This window comes from Skermanella pratensis, from assembly GCF_008843145.1.
Taxonomy (GTDB): domain Bacteria; phylum Pseudomonadota; class Alphaproteobacteria; order Azospirillales; family Azospirillaceae; genus Skermanella; species Skermanella pratensis.
On sequence record NZ_CP030265.1, the window covers coordinates 2,762,077 to 2,778,740 of the forward strand.

Here is a 16,664-nt window from a genome sequence, read left to right on the forward strand (position 1 = left end):
TTTTGTCTGGCTGATTATTCTTTTGCTGCACAAGCGAAGAGCCCGCCGAGCGGTATCGCCTATACTGGACGAGGACAGCCAGAGCGGGATTCATCCTTGGTCGTTAGCATAAACGAAGGTCTGGGACCGTCAACAAGTATCGCATCTACACATTCAAAACTGGCATAGTGATACAATACTTAAGATAACATTAACGCCCAGGGGTGAATTACACGCGACGGGACCGCCTGCTCATTCTTGCCGAGCAAGCCATCCTGGATCGTGCCGGGGGAAAGGAAATCCCATCGGCGGCCGGGTGATTCTCAGTTCTGCCGGATGCCCTCGAACTCTATGATCAGTTGCACGTCGTCGCCGACCCAGCCGTTGTCCGTCCCGTACACCATGCCCCATTCGCTCCGTCGAATGGTGCCGCGGGCGGAGACCCCGGCGACGTAGTTCGGTTTGCCGAACAGCCCTCCTCCGAAGGGGTACTCGCCGACCTTGTTCAGGACGACGTCGAAAGTTACCGGCCGGGTGACGCCGCGCAGGGTGAGGTCCCCTGTCATCTTGCCGGCACGGTCGCCGGTCTTCTGCGCCGATGTCATGGTGAAGGTCATCTCCGGGTGCTGGTCGGCCCAGAAGAAATCTTCCTTGCGCAGGTGTTCGTCGCGTTTGTCATGATTCGTGAAGACGCTGGCGGTCTTGACCGTCACCTTGACGTCCGAGATGGCTTGGGTCTCCTCGTCGAAGCGGAAGGTCCCGGCGATGTCCCTGAACATGCCGAGCACGTCGGCATAGCCGATGTGGGAAACGAGGAATCCGAACGAGGCGTGCTCCGGATCGATCCGGTAGTCGCGCGGGGCGGCGCCGGCCGGCAGCGACATGGACATGAAGGCCGAAAGCGCGAAGGCGCCGATTGCCCAGCGTCGGACGTTCCGGGTGGTGGAGCCGATCATCTTGTTCCTCCCTGGCTGTTGTACCGCGGGGTTGCTCGAAGCTATTTAGGAGAAATGCAGTCGGGTGCCAGTGCCGATGCACTGCGCGCACGACGCCGGCGTCCAGGCGCGACGGCAAGATAGTAATGCCACACCAGACGGGCCGCCGTGCTGCGATAGGGGCGCCAGGGGTCGCCCAACGCCATCAGTTCGTCCCGCGGCGGTCGACGGTCGCGGCCGAGCATCCATTGCAGCCCCACGGCGACCGCAAGGTCGTCCACCGGCCAGACATCGGGCCGGCAGAGCACGAGCAGGAGGTAGATCTCCGCGCTCCAGCGGCCGATGCCTTTCACCCGCACCAGCGCCTCCAGCGCTTCGTCGTCCGGCATGCGGCCGACCGCGTCTATGTCGAGCTGGCCGGAAGCCACCTGGTCGGCCAAGCCGCGGGCATAGACCATCTTCTGGCGGCTGAAGCCGCAGGCCTTCAGCGTGTCGTCGGGCAGCGCCAGCACCGCGTCGGGCGTCAGCGGACCGGCCGCCGCGCACAGCTTGCGCCACATGGCCTCGGCCGCCAGCGTCGAGACCTGCTGCTCCAGGATGATGCGCAGCAGTCCCGGAAATCCGGCGGGAGTCCGAGGGACGGGTTCGGCCAGGGGTCCCCCGGCCTCCAGGCACCGGTGGAACAAAGGGTCCCGGGAAAGCAGGGACCCGACCGTGGCCTCGTGAGAGGTCAACCGACGAGGTCGATGCGGTAATCCTCGATCACGGTGTTCGCCAGAAGCTTCTGGCACATGGCCTCGACCGCCTTGCGGGCGGCTTCCGGGTCGGTCTCCGTCAGGTCCAGTTCGATGAACTTGCCCTGACGGACCTCGTCCACACCGTCGAAGCCCAGAGACTGCAGCGCGTGGCCGATCGCCTTGCCCTGGGGGTCGAGAACGCCACGCTTCAGGGTGACGTGAACATTTGCCTTCATGATCGATCTGCCTTCGAGAACGCGTGAGCTGCTACTGCATCAGCTTCGGTGTGTTGAAATCGCCGGGACCGCCCTCCGGCAGAATACCCAGCCGGCGCGCCACTTCCTGGTACGCCTCCTCGACCCGGCCGAGGTCTTCGCGGAACCGGTCCTTGTCCAGCTTCATGTTGGTCTTGACGTCCCACAGCCGGCAATTGTCGGGGCTGATCTCGTCGGCCAGCACGATCCGCATCTCGTCGTTCTCCCACAGGCGGCCGAACTCGACCTTGAAGTCGACCAGCTTCAGGCCGATGCCGAGGAACAGGCCGGATAGATAATCGTTGATCCGCAGGGACAGGGCCATCATGTCGTCCAGGTCCTGGGGCGTCGCCCAGCCGAACGCGGTGATATGCTCCTCCGATACCATGGGGTCGTTCAGCTCATCGGATTTGTAATAATATTCCATGATCGAGCGCGGGAGCTGGGTGCCTTCCGGAATTCCGAAACGCTTGGACAGGGAACCCGCGGCGACGTTGCGGACCACCAGCTCGATCGGAATGATCTCGACCTCGCGGACCAGCTGCTCGCGCATGTTGAGGCGCCGCACGAAATGCGTGGGGACGCCGATCTCCCCCAGCTTGGTCATCAGGTATTCCGAGATCCGGTTGTTCAGGACCCCCTTGCCCGTGATGATGCCTCGCTTCTGGTTGTTGAAGGCGGTCGCGTCGTCCTTGAAATACTGAACCAGAGTGCCAGGCTCCGGTCCCTCGAACAGAACCTTGGCCTTGCCCTCGTAGATCCGCCTGCGTCGCGTCATGATGGGCTTCCGGAAGTGGCAGGACCGGATTGTACGGACCGGTCCAGGTAATATGGTTGCTGATATAGCAAGCAACTACGTTTAGCACAATGGAGGCGGCGTGCGGAGCCTCCGCGTGCGGCTTGCACCGGCAACCGGTCGAAATGGATTTTCAGGAGAGATCGACCTCCTCCCACGGTGTCTCGTCGGGGCGTCCGGAGCAGAACCGAAAGACCGGCTTGACTTCCGGATGGTCGGCCGACGGCAGCGCCAGCAGCGTGCTGCTGGTGGTCCCGAATCCGGTCGGGGTGACCACGCACATGGCGCCCCGCGGTCCCGCGTCGCCATCCCAGATCCGGCTGCCCAGCAATTCCTCCCACGCCTTCCAGTCGCCTCCCGCGGGGTCCGGCGTCCGGGCATGGGCGAACAGGGGACGGTAGAAGCGGATCCGGCTGCTCGAGTCGTCATTGAGGTCTTGCGCGGTCACCATCGACACCCCTTCGGGAATCCGTTCGATCCCGATGCGGGCGCCGTCCTCGCGCCGGCTGAGGCAGAAGGCATCCCGGTTGTCCGCGACAACCAGGTTGAACGGCCGGTAGGCCGCCGGATCGAGATGTGCCAGCGCCTGCGCGGCGTCGGCCGCGTCGGCATGGTCGAGGGCGTCGAGCACCAGCTCGCCCCGGCTGCGCTTGCCCTGCTCGGGACCCAGGGTTCCCATGCGGTTGAGCACTACCGCGACCACGCCGGTGTCATTCAGCGCAAGCCAGCTGCCCCCGGCCAGCTCGTCGATTCCGCCCAGCACGTCGGGCCGGTCGGGCCAGTGGCGTGACGGCGGTTTCCAAGGGCGTCCTGCCATTTCGTCGCGGTTGCCGCCGATGATCAGCGGGAATGTCGCGCCCGGCTGGCGTAGAATGACGATAGAGCACATGGTCGTCCGTCCGCTTTGCCATTATGTAGGGTAGGGAACAGCCACCGGCAGGGCAGTGAGCCAACCGTTGCCAGTCACCTGGTGCCAGTCAACTGGGGAGAAGGTCGAATGACCACGTTTGAAGAGCGCGAAAGAGCATTCGAGAACAAGTTCAAGCATGACGAGGAGTTGCTGTTCAAGATCCAGGTCCGCCGGGCGAAGCTGCTTGGCCTGTGGGCGGCCGAGCAGATGAAGTTCGAGAAGCCGGAGGCCGACGCGTACGCCCGCGTCATCGTCGACGCCGACTTCGAGGAGGCCGGCTCCGCCGACATCGTCCGGCGGGTCTGCGGCGACCTGGAAAAGCACGGCATCGACATCAGCCGGCACCGGGTGGAGAAGGAAGCCGAACATCTGCTCCAGGTCGCGCGCGACCAGATCACCTCCCAGTAACGCCGCCCGGTACACCCGCCGGCAATCCCGGCCGCCCTGCGGAATGCCGCCCGCCGCCCCGCCTTCCCCGGCCGGCGGCGGGCGGGATCCGTCACCCGCCGAACACGCGCTTGAAGATCGTGTTCACGTGCTTGGTGTGGTAGGCCATGTTGAACAGGGCGGCGAGCGCATCCGCATCGATGTGCTTCGTGACCTCGGCGTCGCCCTGAAGGTTCTGCAGGAAGCTGCCGCCGCTCTCCCACACCTTCATGGCGTTGCGCTGGACGGCGACATAGGCGCCCTCGCGGCTCATGCCGGCCTGGGTCAGGGCCAGCAGCACCCGTTGCGAGAAGACGAGGCCGCCGAGGTCGTCCAGGTTCCGGCGCATCCGTTCCGGATAGACCACCAGCTTTTCCATCATGCCGGTCGTTCGTGCGAGCGCGAAGTCCAGCGCGACGGTCGCGTCGGGGCCCATCACCCGCTCCACGGAGGAATGCGAGATGTCGCGCTCGTGCCAGAGCGCCACGTTCTCCAGGGCCGGCGTCACGGCGGCGCGGACCAGCCGAGCAAGGCCGGTCAGGTTCTCCGACAGGACGGGGTTGCGCTTGTGCGGCATCGCCGAGGAGCCCTTCTGGCCCGGCGAGAAATACTCCTCCGCCTCCCGCACCTCGGTGCGCTGGAGATGGCGGATCTCGACCGCGAGGTTCTCGATCGAGGAGGCGATCACCCCCAGCGTCGCGAAGAACATGGCGTGGCGGTCGCGAGGAATGACCTGGGTGGAGACGGGCTCGACCGCCAGTCCCATCTTGTCCGCCACATACTTCTCGACGAAGGGGTCGATGTTCGCGAATGTGCCCACCGCGCCGGAGATGGCGCAGGTCGCGATCTCCGCGCGCGCGGCGACCAGCCGTTCCCGGTTGCGCGCGAACGCGGCGTAGTGCCCCGCCAGCTTCAGCCCGAAGGTCGTCGGCTCGGCATGGATGCCGTGGCTGCGGCCGATGGTCGGCGTGTCCTTGTGCTCGACGGCGCGGCGCTTGAGGGCCGCCAGAAGCGCGTCGAGATCGGCCAGCAGCAGGTCGGAAGCCTGGGCCAGCTGGACCGCCAGCGTGGTGTCCAGCACGTCGGAGGAGGTCATGCCCTGGTGCACGAAGCGCGCGTCCGGACCGACATATTCCGCGAGGTTGGTCAGGAAGGCGATGACGTCGTGCTTCGTCTCGCGCTCGATCTCGTCGATCCGGGCGATCTCGAACTTGCCCTTCTGCCACACCGCTTCGGCGGCGGAACGGGGGATCACGCCCAGTTCGGCCTGGGCGTCACAGGCATGCGCCTCGATCTCGAACCAGATGCGGAACTTGTTCTCGGGCTCCCAGATACGGGCCATTTCCGGGCGGCTGTAGCGCGGAATCATCGTTCATCTCTCAGGGCAGCGGCAAGGGCAGCGGGTGATGGGGCGACCATAGCGGGCGCGGCCGGAATTCGCCATAGGGCGAAGTCCGAATCGGCTTGACGGAGAAAGGCAACAAACGGGCTTGCCGAGGGTTTGGTCCTCATCGAACGAACCAAGGGGATCTAAGATGAATCGGGACCAGATCGCCGGCACGGCAAAGGACATCAAAGGCGACGTCAAGAAGGGAATCGGCGATTTGGTCGGCAACCCGGCCCTGAAGGACGAAGGAAACCTGGACAAGGCCGAGGGGAAAATCCAGAAGGGTGTCGGAAACCTCAAGGACAAGCTGTAAACAGGGCGCGGCCGCGGGTCGGGCAGCGCTCCGCTCTCCCGGTCCACCATCATTCCGGCGTCAGCCTGATGCGGTAGACGGCGCCCTCGCTCGTTCCGGCGATCTCCAGTTCCGAACCCATCATCTGGGTCAGCGCCGTGGCGATCGCGAGGCCGAGGCCGGTGCGCGCGTCCCGCGCCGCCGGCTGGACGCGCCTCACGTCGAACGGCATCGCGAGCTCCCGCGGCTGTGCCGGGACAACCGGAGAGCCGCCGTCGGTGACCGACAGCCATCCGGGACCGCCGGATCCGTCCCACGAAACCTTCACGGCGCCCGACGGGGGCGTGCAGTCGATCGCTTCTGCCAGCACCCGCTGGAGCGCCACGCCAAACCAGCTCTTGTCGATAATCACGGCGGCCGGCGCCGACACCAGATCCACCGATATGGCAACCTTGCGGGCTTCCGCGGTTCCGGCGATCGCGGCAACGGCCCCGTTGACGGCCCCTTTCAACTCGACCCGCTGGCGCGACACCGTCAGGTCACGGCGCTCGGCATCCGCGATCAGTTCGATCTCCTCCGCGGTCAGCTTGATCCGCTCGGCGATCCCGCTGACCGCCAGCCATTCCGGTGTTTCGCTGGCATTCGCCAAGCTGGTCTCCATGATGGTATCGGCCAGGGCGGCGAAACTTCGGGCGCCCCGGGAAGCCAGGTTGCGCATCAGGGTCTTCGATTCGTCGGCGGCGCTGACCTTTGCCGAGAGGGCCGATTCGGCGGTGCGCAGGATCTCGACCATCTGCTCCAGCTTGGCCGTCCGCGCCCGCACCGCCTCGTCCAGGCGGCGGTTCTCGTCGGCGATGCGGCGCGACATCATGCCCAGGATCGACATGTTCCGCGCCCGGCCGATGACTTCCATCCCGTCGAACGGCTTGGTCAGGAAATCGCTGGCCCCGGCGTCGATCGCCTTCAGCCGCACGGCCTGTTCGGTGTGGGCGGTCAGCACGATCACGGGTATCATCACGTCGGGACTGATCGCCCGGATCCGGGCCAGCACGCCGTAACCGTCGAGTCCGGGCATCTCGATGTCGAGCAGCACGAGGTGGGGTGCGATCCGTTGGAACATCTCGATCCCCACGAACGGGTCGTTCGCCGAGAAACGCTGGCGGAACCCGTGCTTCTTCAGCATGCCCGACAACATCGCGATATTCATTTCCTGATCGTCTATGATCAGCACGCGGGCATCGCGGAAATCCAGTTCGCTCATACCGGGGGCCTTGTGGCTATGCCGAAAGGTGTAGTGGCACGCCTTATAGCAGAGTTGGTCAGTGCGCGGTTTCTCAATTACTGCTGCCCGGGAGAAATGACCGCAGCCCGGGAGGGGCGGCAGTACAACGGGGAGGAGAGAGACAACCATGGAAAACGATGAAGTTCGGCGCCTGCGCGTGGAACTGGCCGCAGCCTTCCGCTGGGCCGCGAGACTGGGCTTCCATGAGGGCGTGTGCAACCACTTCAGCGTCGCGGTCAGCGATTCCGGAGACCGTTTCCTGGTCAACCCGCACGGCATGCATTTCTCGGAGATCCGGGCGTCCGACCTGCTGCTGGTCGAGCCGGACGGCTCCGTCGCGGGCGGCGGCGAGCCGCCCGAGCCGACCGCTTTCTTCATCCATTCCAGGCTGCACCGCGGCGTTCCGCAGGCCCGCTGCATCCTGCACACCCACATGCCCCACGCGACCGCGCTTACCACGCTGGAAGGGGGACGGCTGGAGCCGGTGAACCAGAATGCCCTGCGCTTCTACGACCGCATCGCCTACGACGACGATTACAACGGGCTGGCCCTGGACGAGGAGGAGGGCGACCGGATCTGCGGCGCGCTGGGCAACCGCCAGATCATGTTCATGGCTAACCACGGGGTGACGGTGATCGGCCACAGCGTCGCCTTCGCCTTCGACACCATGTACTACCTGGAGCGGGCCTGCCGGAACCAGGTACTCGCGATGTCCACCGGCCGGCCGCTGAAGCGGGTGCCCGATGAGCTGGCGCGCAAGGTGGCACTCCAGATCGCCGGCGAGGACAATTCCGAACGGCACTTCGCGGCGCTGCTGCGGATCCTCGACCGGGAGGAGCCGGACTACGCCTCCTGAAGGATCAGAGCAGCCCCATCGCCTTGAAGCTGCTGTGCTTGCCCCTGCCGATCACGAGATGGTCGTGGATCTGCATGCCGAGCGCCGCCGCGGCCCGGGCGATCTCCTTCGTCATCTCGATGTCGGCCCGGCTGGGGGTCGGGTCGCCGCTCGGGTGGTTGTGGACCAGGATGATCGCCGACGCGCCCAGTTCCAGCGCCCGCTTGACCACCTCGCGCGGATAGACCGGCGTGTGGTCGACGGTGCCGTGCTGCTGCACCTCGTCGGCGATCAGCACGTTCTTGCGGTCCAGGAACAGCAGGCGGAACTGTTCCGTCGGCAGGTTCGCCATGGTGCCCTGGCAATAGTCGAGCAGGCGCTGCCACGTGCTGAGAACCGGCTTGTCCATGATCTCCTGCCGGGTCATGCGAAGCGCCGCCGCGCCGACCACCGTGAGCGCGGCGATGGTGCCGTCGGTCAGCTTGGGAAACTGGCGGCGCAGGGCCTCCGGCGGGGCGTTCAGGACTCCCCACAGGCCGCCGAAGGCGCGCAGGAGGCTTTTGGCGAGCGGCTTGACGTCCCGACGGGGGAGCGCCGCGAACAGCAGAAGCTCCAGCAGCTCGTAATCCTGGAGCGCGTCGGCGCCTGCCGTCAGGAAACGGCTGCGCAGGCGGTCGCGGTGGCCGAGATGGTCCGGCCCCGCGTCCTCGAGGGTCCCGGCCGCCAGGGCGTCTTCGATTCTGGCCGGTTCTGTATCGGTCACGCGATCCTCGCGACAGTTCTGCATGCACTGGAATGCAGGACTATAGGCGTGTCGCGTGGCGGTTGTCAGCCGGTGATATAGGGCGGCTTTGTGTACCCGGCGGGCGAGAGCGTGAAGATCTCGCAGCCGTCCCTGGTGACGCCTATGGAATGCTCGAACTGGGCCGACAGGCTCTTGTCCTTGGTGACAGCGGTCCAGCCGTCGGACAGGATCTTCACGTCGAAGCGGCCGGCGTTGATCATCGGCTCGATCGTGAAGAACATGCCCTCCCGCAGCACGGTGCCGCGGCCGGGCTGTCCGAAATGCAGCACGGACGGCGCGTCGTGGAAAACGCGGCCCAGACCGTGGCCGCAGAAGTCGCGCACGATCGAGAACCGGTGGGATTCGGCGAACTTCTGGATCGCGTATCCGATGTCGCCCAGGGTGGCGCCCGGCTTGACCGCCGCGATGCCAAGCATCAGCGAGTCGTAGGTGACGTCAACCAGCTTGCGTGCCTTGACGCTGACGGCGTCGCCGGCCAGGAACATCCGGCTGGTGTCGCCGAACCAGCCGTCCAGGATGACGGTGATGTCGATGTTCAGGATGTCGCCGTCACGCAGCCGCTTGTCTCCGGGAATGCCGTGGCAGACCACGTGGTTGATCGAGATGCAGGTTGCCTTGGGATAGCCGCGGTAGCCAAGCGGCGCCGGCACCGCGCCATGGTCGCGGATGAAGGTCTCGCACAGGGCGTCGATCTCGCCCGTGGTGACGCCGGGGACGACATGGGGCGTGATGAAGTCCAGCGTCGCCGCGGCCAGATGACCGGCCTTGCGCATGCCGGCGAAATCCTCGGGTCCATGCAGACGGATCCGGTTGGAGTCAAGGTCGTCGGTCTGGGCCGCTTCAGCTCTGGTCATTCTGGTTCCGTAGGGTTTTCAGCAAGTTCAAGACGCACCGGGAGAGGCCGCTCCAGCAGGATCGCCTCCGGCGAGACGGTGCAGGAATAGCACAAGGTCTCGACACCGGCATTCCTCGCACCGACCAGACCCCGATGGTAGGCCGGGTCGATGTCCTGTGCGACTCGGAAGTGGTCGCAATCCGTGCGTTGGACAAGGTACAGCATGACCGCCCTGCATCCCAAGGCAACCATGTCCGCAAGCTCGACGAGGTGCTTGGCGCCCCGCGCCGTGACGCAGTCGGGAAACTCGGCGGCCGTTCCGCCGTAGCGGTCCGGGCGGCGCAGATGGACGTTCTTGACCTCGACATAGGCGCTAGGGCGGCCGTCTCCCTCCAGCAGCAGGTCGATCCGGGAATTGCGGCCGTACTTGACCTCGCGCCGGACCGTAGGGTAGCCGGCCAGATCCGGGATCGCGCCGGCACGGATGGCGGCCGCGGCGATCGCGTTGGGATGGCCCGTGTTGACGCCGATCAGGTGCCCGTCGGCCTCGACCAACTCCAGGGTGTAGGGCAGCTTCCGCGACGGATTGTCCGACCGGGACAGCCAGACGCGGGACCCGGGAGCGTTCAGGCCGAGCATGGCGCCCGAGTTCGGCACATGGGCGGTCACCACCCCGCCGTCCGCCAGGGTCACGTCCGCCAGGAAGCGCTTGTACCGCTGGACGAGCCGCCCCTCGGTCAGCGCGGCGGCGAAACGGATGCCTGGCGGGGGCGGGAAGGGGGCTGGCGTCGCGGTGGGGAGCGTCATGATCCCGACCTTTTAGCCGCCCCGGCCGGGGAACGGCAAGGATCGGCGAGACGCGGCATGTTCGTTTTCGCACATCCATGCCGTTCGAAAGTTTCGGAACGGAACGTAAACCTGATCGCGCTGTTAGACCGCTGCCGCGCTGGAAGCGGCTTCTCGGAGTTGAGTATGTCTACAGCACCCGCCTTCATCATCGAGACGGCCGGAACCGCCGTCGGAGTCGTCGTCCTCCAGGACGGCGGATATCGATTCTTCGCTTCGGATGCCGCGGCACGGGCACTGGACGGCCGTATCTTCAAGAGTCCCGCCCATGCCGAGCGCGAGGCGCGCCGCCTGGAGACGTCGCTGCGGTCCGGCCGTGCCATGATGCGCGCTTGACCGTCCGCTCGAGCGTCCGGAGAGTGACGGGCCGGCCCGCCGGCCCGTCACGAACCCGAAGGGGGAGCTTGGAACAATGAGCGAAGACATCCCGAACGAGCAGCCGAAGGACGTATGGGAGGTGCTGAAGACAGATCCCTCCGCCAAACTGGTGGATGTCCGGACGGCGCCCGAATGGTCGTTCGTCGGACAGCCGGACATGGCCTCGATCGGCAAGGCGCCGGTCAGGATCCAGTGGCAGGTGTATCCCGGCATGGAGGTGGAGTCGGATTTCATCCACAAGCTGCGGGTGGAAGGGGTCGAACCGGAGGACAAGGTCTATTTCCTCTGCCGTTCCGGCGTGCGCAGCACGGCCGCCGCGAAGCTGGCCGCCCAACACGGTTATACCCGGGTATTCAACATCGCCGACGGCTTCGAAGGGCCGAAGGATGAGCAGGGCCACCGGGGCACCGTCGCCGGCTGGAAGCGGTCCGGCCTGCCCTGGAGCCAGGGTTGACAGCCTGTCCGGGCGTCTCACCGGTCGAGCAGGCCGTGGCGCCGATGCCAGTCCTCCAGCGATAAGTCGGGATACCGGGCGAAATGAACCTCGCCCGGTCCCGAGGGTACCGTCACCCACGGCGCCTTGAAGTCCAGCATGATATGGACCCGCTCCGGGGGCACCGGCAGCGGGGTGTCGATCGCCGACGCGAAGGGATGGACCAGGTCCGGCCAGGCGGGGTCCTCCGCCCACAGGGCGGACCCGCACTTGCCGCAGAAGTGCCGGTGCGAGGGACCGAGGCAGGTCTGGCCGGGGCGGTCGGGATCCTCGGTCGGGGCCCGCCACATCGCCACCGCCTCCTTGCCCTGCAGAATCCGCAGGGTATCGGCGTCGCCGCCGAGATTGACGGCGCAACCGCCGCCGCCGGCGCTTTTCCGGCAGATCGAGCAGTAGCAGTACATGAAGGGAACCGGCGTGGGCGAGTTCAGGGAGAACTTGACCGCACCGCAGCGGCATGAACCGTCGAGCTTCATGAGGTCCTCCCGTTCCCGTCCGGGCCCCGGGGGCCGATCAGAGGGTTTGAACGTAATTCAGCGGAACGAATTCGTATCCCGAACCTGCGCGGCGGATATGGCCGGCGTTGGGCAGGCCCCAATGGTAACCGAACGCCAGGGCCCGGTCAGCCGCGATTCGGTCCAGCAACCTACGGCGCGTCGCCCGGGCCATGTCGGCATCCATGTCGAACACCGCCGACCAGTCGGGATTCCGGACGAACAGGAAGGGGACGTTGGTGGTGTCGGCCAGCGCCATGACCGTTTCGTTGCCGGACGAGATCTGGAGCGCGGTATGGCCGGGCGTGTGCCCATGGGCCTCGACCGCGGTGAACCCCGGGATGATCTCCTCTTCGGCCTTGTAGCGCCGCACCCGGTCGCCGAGATCGCCGAAGGTGGAACGGACCAGTTCGAACGCCGACTGGCGCGCTGCCGGCGCGCGGCTCATTTCGCCCTCGTCCATCCAGTAGGCCCATTCCGCTTCCGGAACGAGGATCTCGGCGTTGGCGAAGGCCAGGCTGTTGTCGGTGCCCTTGATCCCTGAGATATGGTCGCCGTGGAAGTGCGAGATCACCAGGGTGGTGATCGAGGCCGGATCGATCCCGGCCACGGCCATGTTCCGGCTCATCATCCCGGTGGTCGGCCCCAGCTTTCCGCCGGACCCGGCGTCCAGCAGGACGATCTGGCTGCCGGTGTGGACGACCGCCGGAGTGTAGGTGATGCGGAGACTGTCGGTCGGCCGGAACGCGTCCTTCAAGGCTCCCTGCACTTGGTCGAGCGGAGCATTGACTACGAACTTGTCGTCCATGGGCCGGGTGCCGTACCCGTCGAACAGCGACGTCACTTCGAACGACCCGACCTTGTAGCGGAAGGCTCCCGGAAGCTGCGCGTTCGCCTGCGGCGGCGCGCCCTGGGCATGGGCCGCCCCGGAACCGAGCGGGCCAGCCGCCGCCGTCGCGGTCACGGCCGCTGCGGTGCCGAGAAGAGCGCGGCGATTCATTCCTGCTTCTGCCATGGCTTCGTTCCTCCTGTCTGCTGGCTGCCGTTTGCCGGCCGATACCGTCATTTAGGTCGATGCACGCGAAAGTCTTCGCCGCCCGTTCAAGCAGGACAGCTTTGTGAAATGCATCAGCCGCCAGGCTGTTCCCACGCGACCGGCCGAAAGTCGGGCATGCCTGCCATGAAGGCATTCCAGCCGGGAAACCTGTTCCGGCATCGAAGGTGCCGAATAGACTGCGTTCAACCGAAAGTTCAGCAGTTATAGGGACAAAGGGAGGATACATGGAGAAGTTCACGAAGCGGGCGCTGGGAGCCTGCTCGCTCCTGGCGCTGATGGTGACGGCCGCCACGGCGCAGACCGGGTCGCCCGCACGGGTGACGGAGACGACATACAGGGTCGCGGGCCTGACCACCCCCGCCGAAATCATCGTCGACCGCTGGGGCGTTCCGCACCTTTATGCGGAAAACACTTACGACGTTTTCTTCGTTCAAGGCTTCAACGCGGCGCGCGACCGGCTCTGGCAGATCGACCTGTGGCGGAAGCGCGGCCTGGGCGAACTCGCCCGCGACTTCGGCCCGGCCTATGTCGAGCAGGACCGGATGGCCCGGCAGTTGCTGTACCGTGGCGACATGTACCGGGAATGGCTGGCGTACGGGTCGGATTCGAAGCGGATCGCCCAGCGGTACACCGACGGGGTGAATGCATTCGTCACCCTGGCGCGGCAGAACGCCGACCTGCTGCCCATGGAGTTCAAGCTTCTGGGATACCAGCCGTCCTACTGGCTGCCGGAAGACGTGGTGCGCATCCGCAGCCACGGCCTCACCCGCAACCTCGACAGCGAGATCGAGCGCGCGGCCGTTGCCTGCGCCGCCGACCTCAAGACCGACCTCATGCGCCGCACCCTGGAGGTCGACGCCGAGACGACGGGTTGGGATACGAAGGTGCCGGAGGGGCTCGATCCCTGTGCGATCCCGCCCCAGGTCGCGCAGGCGTACAAGCTCGGTACCGGAAGCGTAAGCTTTACCAAGGAGAAGCTGGCCGGCGGCCAGCGCGCCAACCTCGAGCCCGGGCGGGAGCCGGAGATCGAGCCGACGGCGCTCGGCAGCAACAACTGGGCGATCGCCCCGGAAAAGACCACGACCGGCAGGGCGATCCTGGCCAACGATCCCCACCGGGCCCACGGGGCGCCCTCGCTGCGTTACATCGCGCACCTGAATGCGCCGGGCTTCAGCGTGATCGGCGCGGGCGAGCCTTCGCTTCCCGGCATCTCGATCGGCCACAACGGCAAGATCGCCTTCGGCCTGACGATCTTCTCGATCGACCAGGAAGACCTCTACGTCTACGACCTGAACCCGGCGGACCGGTCCCAGTACAACTACCAGGGACGATGGGAGCCGATGACGACGGTCTCCGACGAGATCCCGGTCAAGGGGCAGTCCGATCGCAAGGTGGGTCTCCGCTATACCCGGCACGGCCCGGTGCTTTACGTGGACGAGACGAACAACAAGGCCTACGCCGTGCGCGCCGCTTGGCTGGAGCCGGGGATGGCACCTTATTTCGGCAGCATCGACTATATGCGCGCCGAGAACTGGGACGAGTTCCTGGGCGCCATGAACCGCTGGGGCTCCCCGTCGGAGAACCAGGTCTACGCCGACGCCGACGGCAATATCGGCTGGAAGCCGGGCGGGCTGACGCCCGTGCGGCCGAACTGGGACGGGCTGCTGCCGGTGCCGGGCGACGGCCGCTACGAATGGGCCGGCTACCGCGACATGGACGAGTTGCCGGTCGAGTACAATCCGCCGCGCAACTGGGTCGGAAGCGCCAACCAGAACAACCTGCCGCCGGGATATCCCAACGCCGAGAAGAAGATCGGCTTCGAATGGACCGATCCTTCCCGCTTCGACCGGATCAGCGAGGTCCTGGGCGCCGACCGCAAGTTCGGGCTGGAGGACTCCATGGCGCTCCAGGCCGACACGACCTCGATCCAGGGCCGGCGCGTCACCGCGCTGCTCGACGGGCTTCAAAGCGCCGAACCGGAGGTGGGCCAGGCGCTCCGGCTGCTGACGTCCTGGAACGGCGTGCTGACCGCCGACAGCGCCGCCGGCGCGCTCTACGAAATCTGGTTCATGAAGCACCTGCGGCCCGCGGTTGTCCGTGCGACGGTGCCGAAGGAAGCCGTGGAACTGGTCGACAAGGGTGGTGTCCAGAGCGGGGAACCGGCGGCGATCATCGCGGTGCTTGAACAGCCGGACCAGCGGCTCGGCAGCGATCCCGCCGAGGCCCGAAACGCCCTGCTGCTGGACACCTTGAAGCCGGCGATATCGGAACTGAAGGCGAAGCTGGGACCGGACATGCAGGCGTGGCGTTGGGCAAGCCTGCACCACGGCTATTTCGAGCATCCCCTGGCCGCGGTCGTCGGGACGGAGGAGAAGCGCCTGCTGGATGTCGGGCCGTTCCCCAAGGGGGGCAGCGGCTTCACGCCGAACGCCACGACCTATCGGACCAGCGATTTCCGGATCACCGCCGGGGGCTCGTTCAAGATGGTGCTCGACGTCGGCAACTGGGACGCCTCGCGCGCGGTGAACACGCCGGGCCAGTCCGGCAACCCGAACAGCCCCCATTACCGGGATCTCGCTCCGCTCTGGCAGCAGGAACAGTATTTCCCGCTGCTCTACAGCCGCAAGGAGATCGAAGAAGCGGCGGCGGAGCGGATCCGTCTGATCCCGTCCAATTGACGGCATATTACGGCCCGCCGCCCATCGAGCGGAAGGCGGGCAAAGTCTTGGAGAAGTGAAATGAAGATCGACGACCGCATCAGGGAAATGCACGGCGAACTGACCGAGTGGCGGCGTGACCTTCACGCCCACCCGGAACTGGGTTTCGAAGAGCACCGGACGAGCGACTTCGTCGCCCGAAAGCTGGAAGAGTTCGGCCTGGAGGTCCACAGGGGCATCGCCAAGACGGGCGTGGTCGGCGTGCTGCGGGCAGGGCGCGGCGGCAACCAGGCGATCGGCCTTCGGGCCGACATGGACGCCCTGCCGATCAACGAGGCCAACGACCTGCCGTACAAGTCGACTGCCCCGGGAAAAATGCACGCCTGCGGCCATGACGGCCATACCACCATGCTGCTGGGTGCCGCCCGCTACCTCGCGGAGACCAAGCGGTTCGACGGTACGGCCTACTTCATCTTCCAGCCCGCGGAGGAAACCGCCGGCGGCGGCCGGGTGATGGTCGAGGAGGGGTTGATGGACCGCTTCCCGATGGCGGCCGTCTATGGGATGCACAATTGGCCCGGCCTGCCGGTCGGGAGCGTCGGCGCCGTGGTCGGTCCGGTCATGGCGTCGATGGACACCTTCGAGATCACCGTGACCGGCCTGGGTACCCATGCCGCCATGCCGCACCTGGGAAGGGACCCGATCGTGGCGGGCGCCAACCTGGTCTCGACCCTCCAGACGATCGCCAGCAGGACGATCGCCCCGACCGACGCCGTGGTGGTCAGCGTGACCCAGTTCCACGCCGGGGACGCCTTCAACGTCATCCCGGAGACGGTGAACATCCGCGGCACGGTCCGCACCCTCGACCGTGACGTCCAGGCGGGCATGGAGCCGGCGCTGCGCCGGATCTGCGAGGGGGTGGCCCATGCCCACGGCATCACCATGGAACTGCGATACACCTACGGATATCCGGTGACGGTCAACACGGCGGCGGAGACCGAGTTCGCCCGGATCGTCGCGGCGCAGGTGGTCGGGTCGGACCAGGTCCGGACCGACCTGGCGCCCAGCATGGGCGCCGAGGATTTCGCCTTCATGCTGGAGCATCGCCCCGGCTGCTATGTCTGGGTGGGCAACGGGCCGACCGACGGCAACCGGCTGCTCCATAATCCCCGTTACGACTTCAACGACGACATCCTGCCGATCGGGGTCTCCTACTGGGGCGAACTGGTCGAACGCGCCCTTCCGGCGCGCGGCTGAGGGAGGCGA

19 protein-coding genes are annotated in these 16,664 nt (G+C 66.2%); 7 read left to right on the forward strand and 12 right to left on the reverse strand.

Going from position 1 to position 16,664, the window contains the following annotated elements; all coding sequences use genetic code 11:
* Positions 1 to 302: 302 nt before the first annotated feature.
* From DPR14_RS12480 to DPR14_RS12500, 5 genes are all read right to left on the reverse strand, one after another.
* A complete protein-coding gene (locus tag DPR14_RS12480; protein ID WP_158045429.1) occupies positions 303 to 935 on the reverse strand; it encodes a YceI family protein in 633 nt (210 codons plus the stop codon).
* Positions 936 to 976: 41 nt separating this feature from the next.
* Positions 977 to 1,648, reverse strand: coding sequence for a DNA-3-methyladenine glycosylase family protein (locus DPR14_RS12485; protein ID WP_158045430.1), 672 nt, complete (start codon positions 1,646 to 1,648; stop codon positions 977 to 979).
* Positions 1,645 to 1,887 carry a phosphoribosylformylglycinamidine synthase subunit PurS gene (purS, locus tag DPR14_RS12490; protein WP_158045431.1) on the reverse strand — a complete coding sequence of 81 codons (243 nt, stop codon included), beginning with the start codon at positions 1,885 to 1,887 and terminating at the stop codon, positions 1,645 to 1,647. Before purS ends, DPR14_RS12485 begins: the two co-directional genes overlap by 4 nt.
* A 31-nt stretch (positions 1,888 to 1,918) precedes the next feature.
* Positions 1,919 to 2,683 (reverse strand): phosphoribosylaminoimidazolesuccinocarboxamide synthase, encoded by a 765-nt coding sequence (gene purC, locus DPR14_RS12495; protein ID WP_158045432.1) that lies wholly within the window; start codon positions 2,681 to 2,683, stop codon positions 1,919 to 1,921.
* A 151-nt stretch (positions 2,684 to 2,834) separates the two neighbouring features.
* On the reverse strand, positions 2,835 to 3,590 hold the full coding sequence (locus DPR14_RS12500) for an NRDE family protein (RefSeq protein ID WP_158045433.1): 756 nt from the start codon (positions 3,588 to 3,590) through the stop codon (positions 2,835 to 2,837).
* Between the two features lie 108 nt (positions 3,591 to 3,698).
* Between DPR14_RS12500 and DPR14_RS12505 the strand changes: the two genes are divergently transcribed.
* Positions 3,699 to 4,019, forward strand: coding sequence for a DUF1476 domain-containing protein (locus DPR14_RS12505; protein WP_158045434.1), 321 nt, complete (start codon positions 3,699 to 3,701; stop codon positions 4,017 to 4,019).
* A gap of 91 nt (positions 4,020 to 4,110) precedes the next feature.
* Here DPR14_RS12505 and purB read toward each other — a convergent pair whose 3' ends face one another.
* Positions 4,111 to 5,406 (reverse strand): adenylosuccinate lyase, encoded by a 1,296-nt coding sequence (gene purB / locus DPR14_RS12510; RefSeq protein WP_158045435.1) that lies wholly within the window; start codon positions 5,404 to 5,406, stop codon positions 4,111 to 4,113.
* 166 nt (positions 5,407 to 5,572) lie between these two features.
* On the opposite strand from purB, the gene DPR14_RS12515 reads away from it, so the two are divergent.
* The gene (locus tag DPR14_RS12515; RefSeq protein ID WP_158045436.1) at positions 5,573 to 5,737 is read left to right on the forward strand and encodes a CsbD family protein; all 165 of its coding nucleotides are present in this window, start codon (positions 5,573 to 5,575) and stop codon (positions 5,735 to 5,737) included.
* A 49-nt stretch (positions 5,738 to 5,786) separates the two neighbouring features.
* Here the strand turns inward: DPR14_RS12515 and DPR14_RS12520 are convergent, their stop codons facing one another.
* Positions 5,787 to 6,977 carry a hybrid sensor histidine kinase/response regulator gene (locus tag DPR14_RS12520; protein WP_192499445.1) on the reverse strand — a complete coding sequence of 397 codons (1,191 nt, stop codon included), beginning with the start codon at positions 6,975 to 6,977 and terminating at the stop codon, positions 5,787 to 5,789.
* 148 nt (positions 6,978 to 7,125) lie between these two features.
* Between DPR14_RS12520 and DPR14_RS12525 the strand changes: the two genes are divergently transcribed.
* A complete protein-coding gene (locus DPR14_RS12525) occupies positions 7,126 to 7,854 on the forward strand; it encodes an aldolase (protein ID WP_158045438.1) in 729 nt (242 codons plus the stop codon).
* 4 nt (positions 7,855 to 7,858) lie between these two features.
* Here the strand turns inward: DPR14_RS12525 and radC are convergent, their stop codons facing one another.
* From radC to sfsA, 3 genes are all read right to left on the reverse strand, one after another.
* Positions 7,859 to 8,596, reverse strand: a complete 738-nt coding sequence (gene radC, locus DPR14_RS12530; RefSeq protein ID WP_246149244.1) for a RadC family protein — start codon at positions 8,594 to 8,596, stop codon at positions 7,859 to 7,861.
* A 65-nt stretch (positions 8,597 to 8,661) separates the two neighbouring features.
* Positions 8,662 to 9,492: a type I methionyl aminopeptidase gene (map, locus tag DPR14_RS12535; RefSeq protein ID WP_158045440.1), complete on the reverse strand. Its 831-nt coding sequence runs from the start codon at positions 9,490 to 9,492 to the stop codon at positions 8,662 to 8,664.
* Positions 9,489 to 10,232, reverse strand: a complete 744-nt coding sequence (gene sfsA, locus DPR14_RS12540; protein ID WP_158048118.1) for a DNA/RNA nuclease SfsA — start codon at positions 10,230 to 10,232, stop codon at positions 9,489 to 9,491. The genes map and sfsA overlap by 4 nt, the downstream gene beginning before the upstream one ends.
* A 213-nt stretch (positions 10,233 to 10,445) precedes the next feature.
* Between sfsA and DPR14_RS12545 the strand changes: the two genes are divergently transcribed.
* Both DPR14_RS12545 and DPR14_RS12550 read left to right on the forward strand, forming a co-directional pair.
* On the forward strand, positions 10,446 to 10,655 hold the full coding sequence (locus DPR14_RS12545) for a hypothetical protein (protein ID WP_158045441.1): 210 nt from the start codon (positions 10,446 to 10,448) through the stop codon (positions 10,653 to 10,655).
* Between the two features lie 76 nt (positions 10,656 to 10,731).
* Positions 10,732 to 11,151, forward strand: coding sequence for a rhodanese-like domain-containing protein (locus tag DPR14_RS12550; protein ID WP_158045442.1), 420 nt, complete (start codon positions 10,732 to 10,734; stop codon positions 11,149 to 11,151).
* 17 nt (positions 11,152 to 11,168) lie between these two features.
* Here the strand turns inward: DPR14_RS12550 and DPR14_RS12555 are convergent, their stop codons facing one another.
* Together DPR14_RS12555 and DPR14_RS12560 are read right to left on the reverse strand one after the other, a co-directional pair.
* Positions 11,169 to 11,666: a GFA family protein gene (locus tag DPR14_RS12555; protein ID WP_158045443.1), complete on the reverse strand. Its 498-nt coding sequence runs from the start codon at positions 11,664 to 11,666 to the stop codon at positions 11,169 to 11,171.
* 37 nt (positions 11,667 to 11,703) lie between these two features.
* Positions 11,704 to 12,699, reverse strand: coding sequence for an MBL fold metallo-hydrolase (locus DPR14_RS12560; protein WP_192499446.1), 996 nt, complete (start codon positions 12,697 to 12,699; stop codon positions 11,704 to 11,706).
* A 266-nt stretch (positions 12,700 to 12,965) separates the two neighbouring features.
* Between DPR14_RS12560 and DPR14_RS12565 the strand changes: the two genes are divergently transcribed.
* Positions 12,966 to 15,419 carry a penicillin acylase family protein gene (locus tag DPR14_RS12565; protein ID WP_158045445.1) on the forward strand — a complete coding sequence of 818 codons (2,454 nt, stop codon included), beginning with the start codon at positions 12,966 to 12,968 and terminating at the stop codon, positions 15,417 to 15,419.
* Positions 15,420 to 15,479: 60 nt separating this feature from the next.
* Positions 15,480 to 16,655: a M20 aminoacylase family protein gene (locus DPR14_RS12570; protein ID WP_158045446.1), complete on the forward strand. Its 1,176-nt coding sequence runs from the start codon at positions 15,480 to 15,482 to the stop codon at positions 16,653 to 16,655.
* Positions 16,656 to 16,664: the final 9 nt, after the last annotated feature.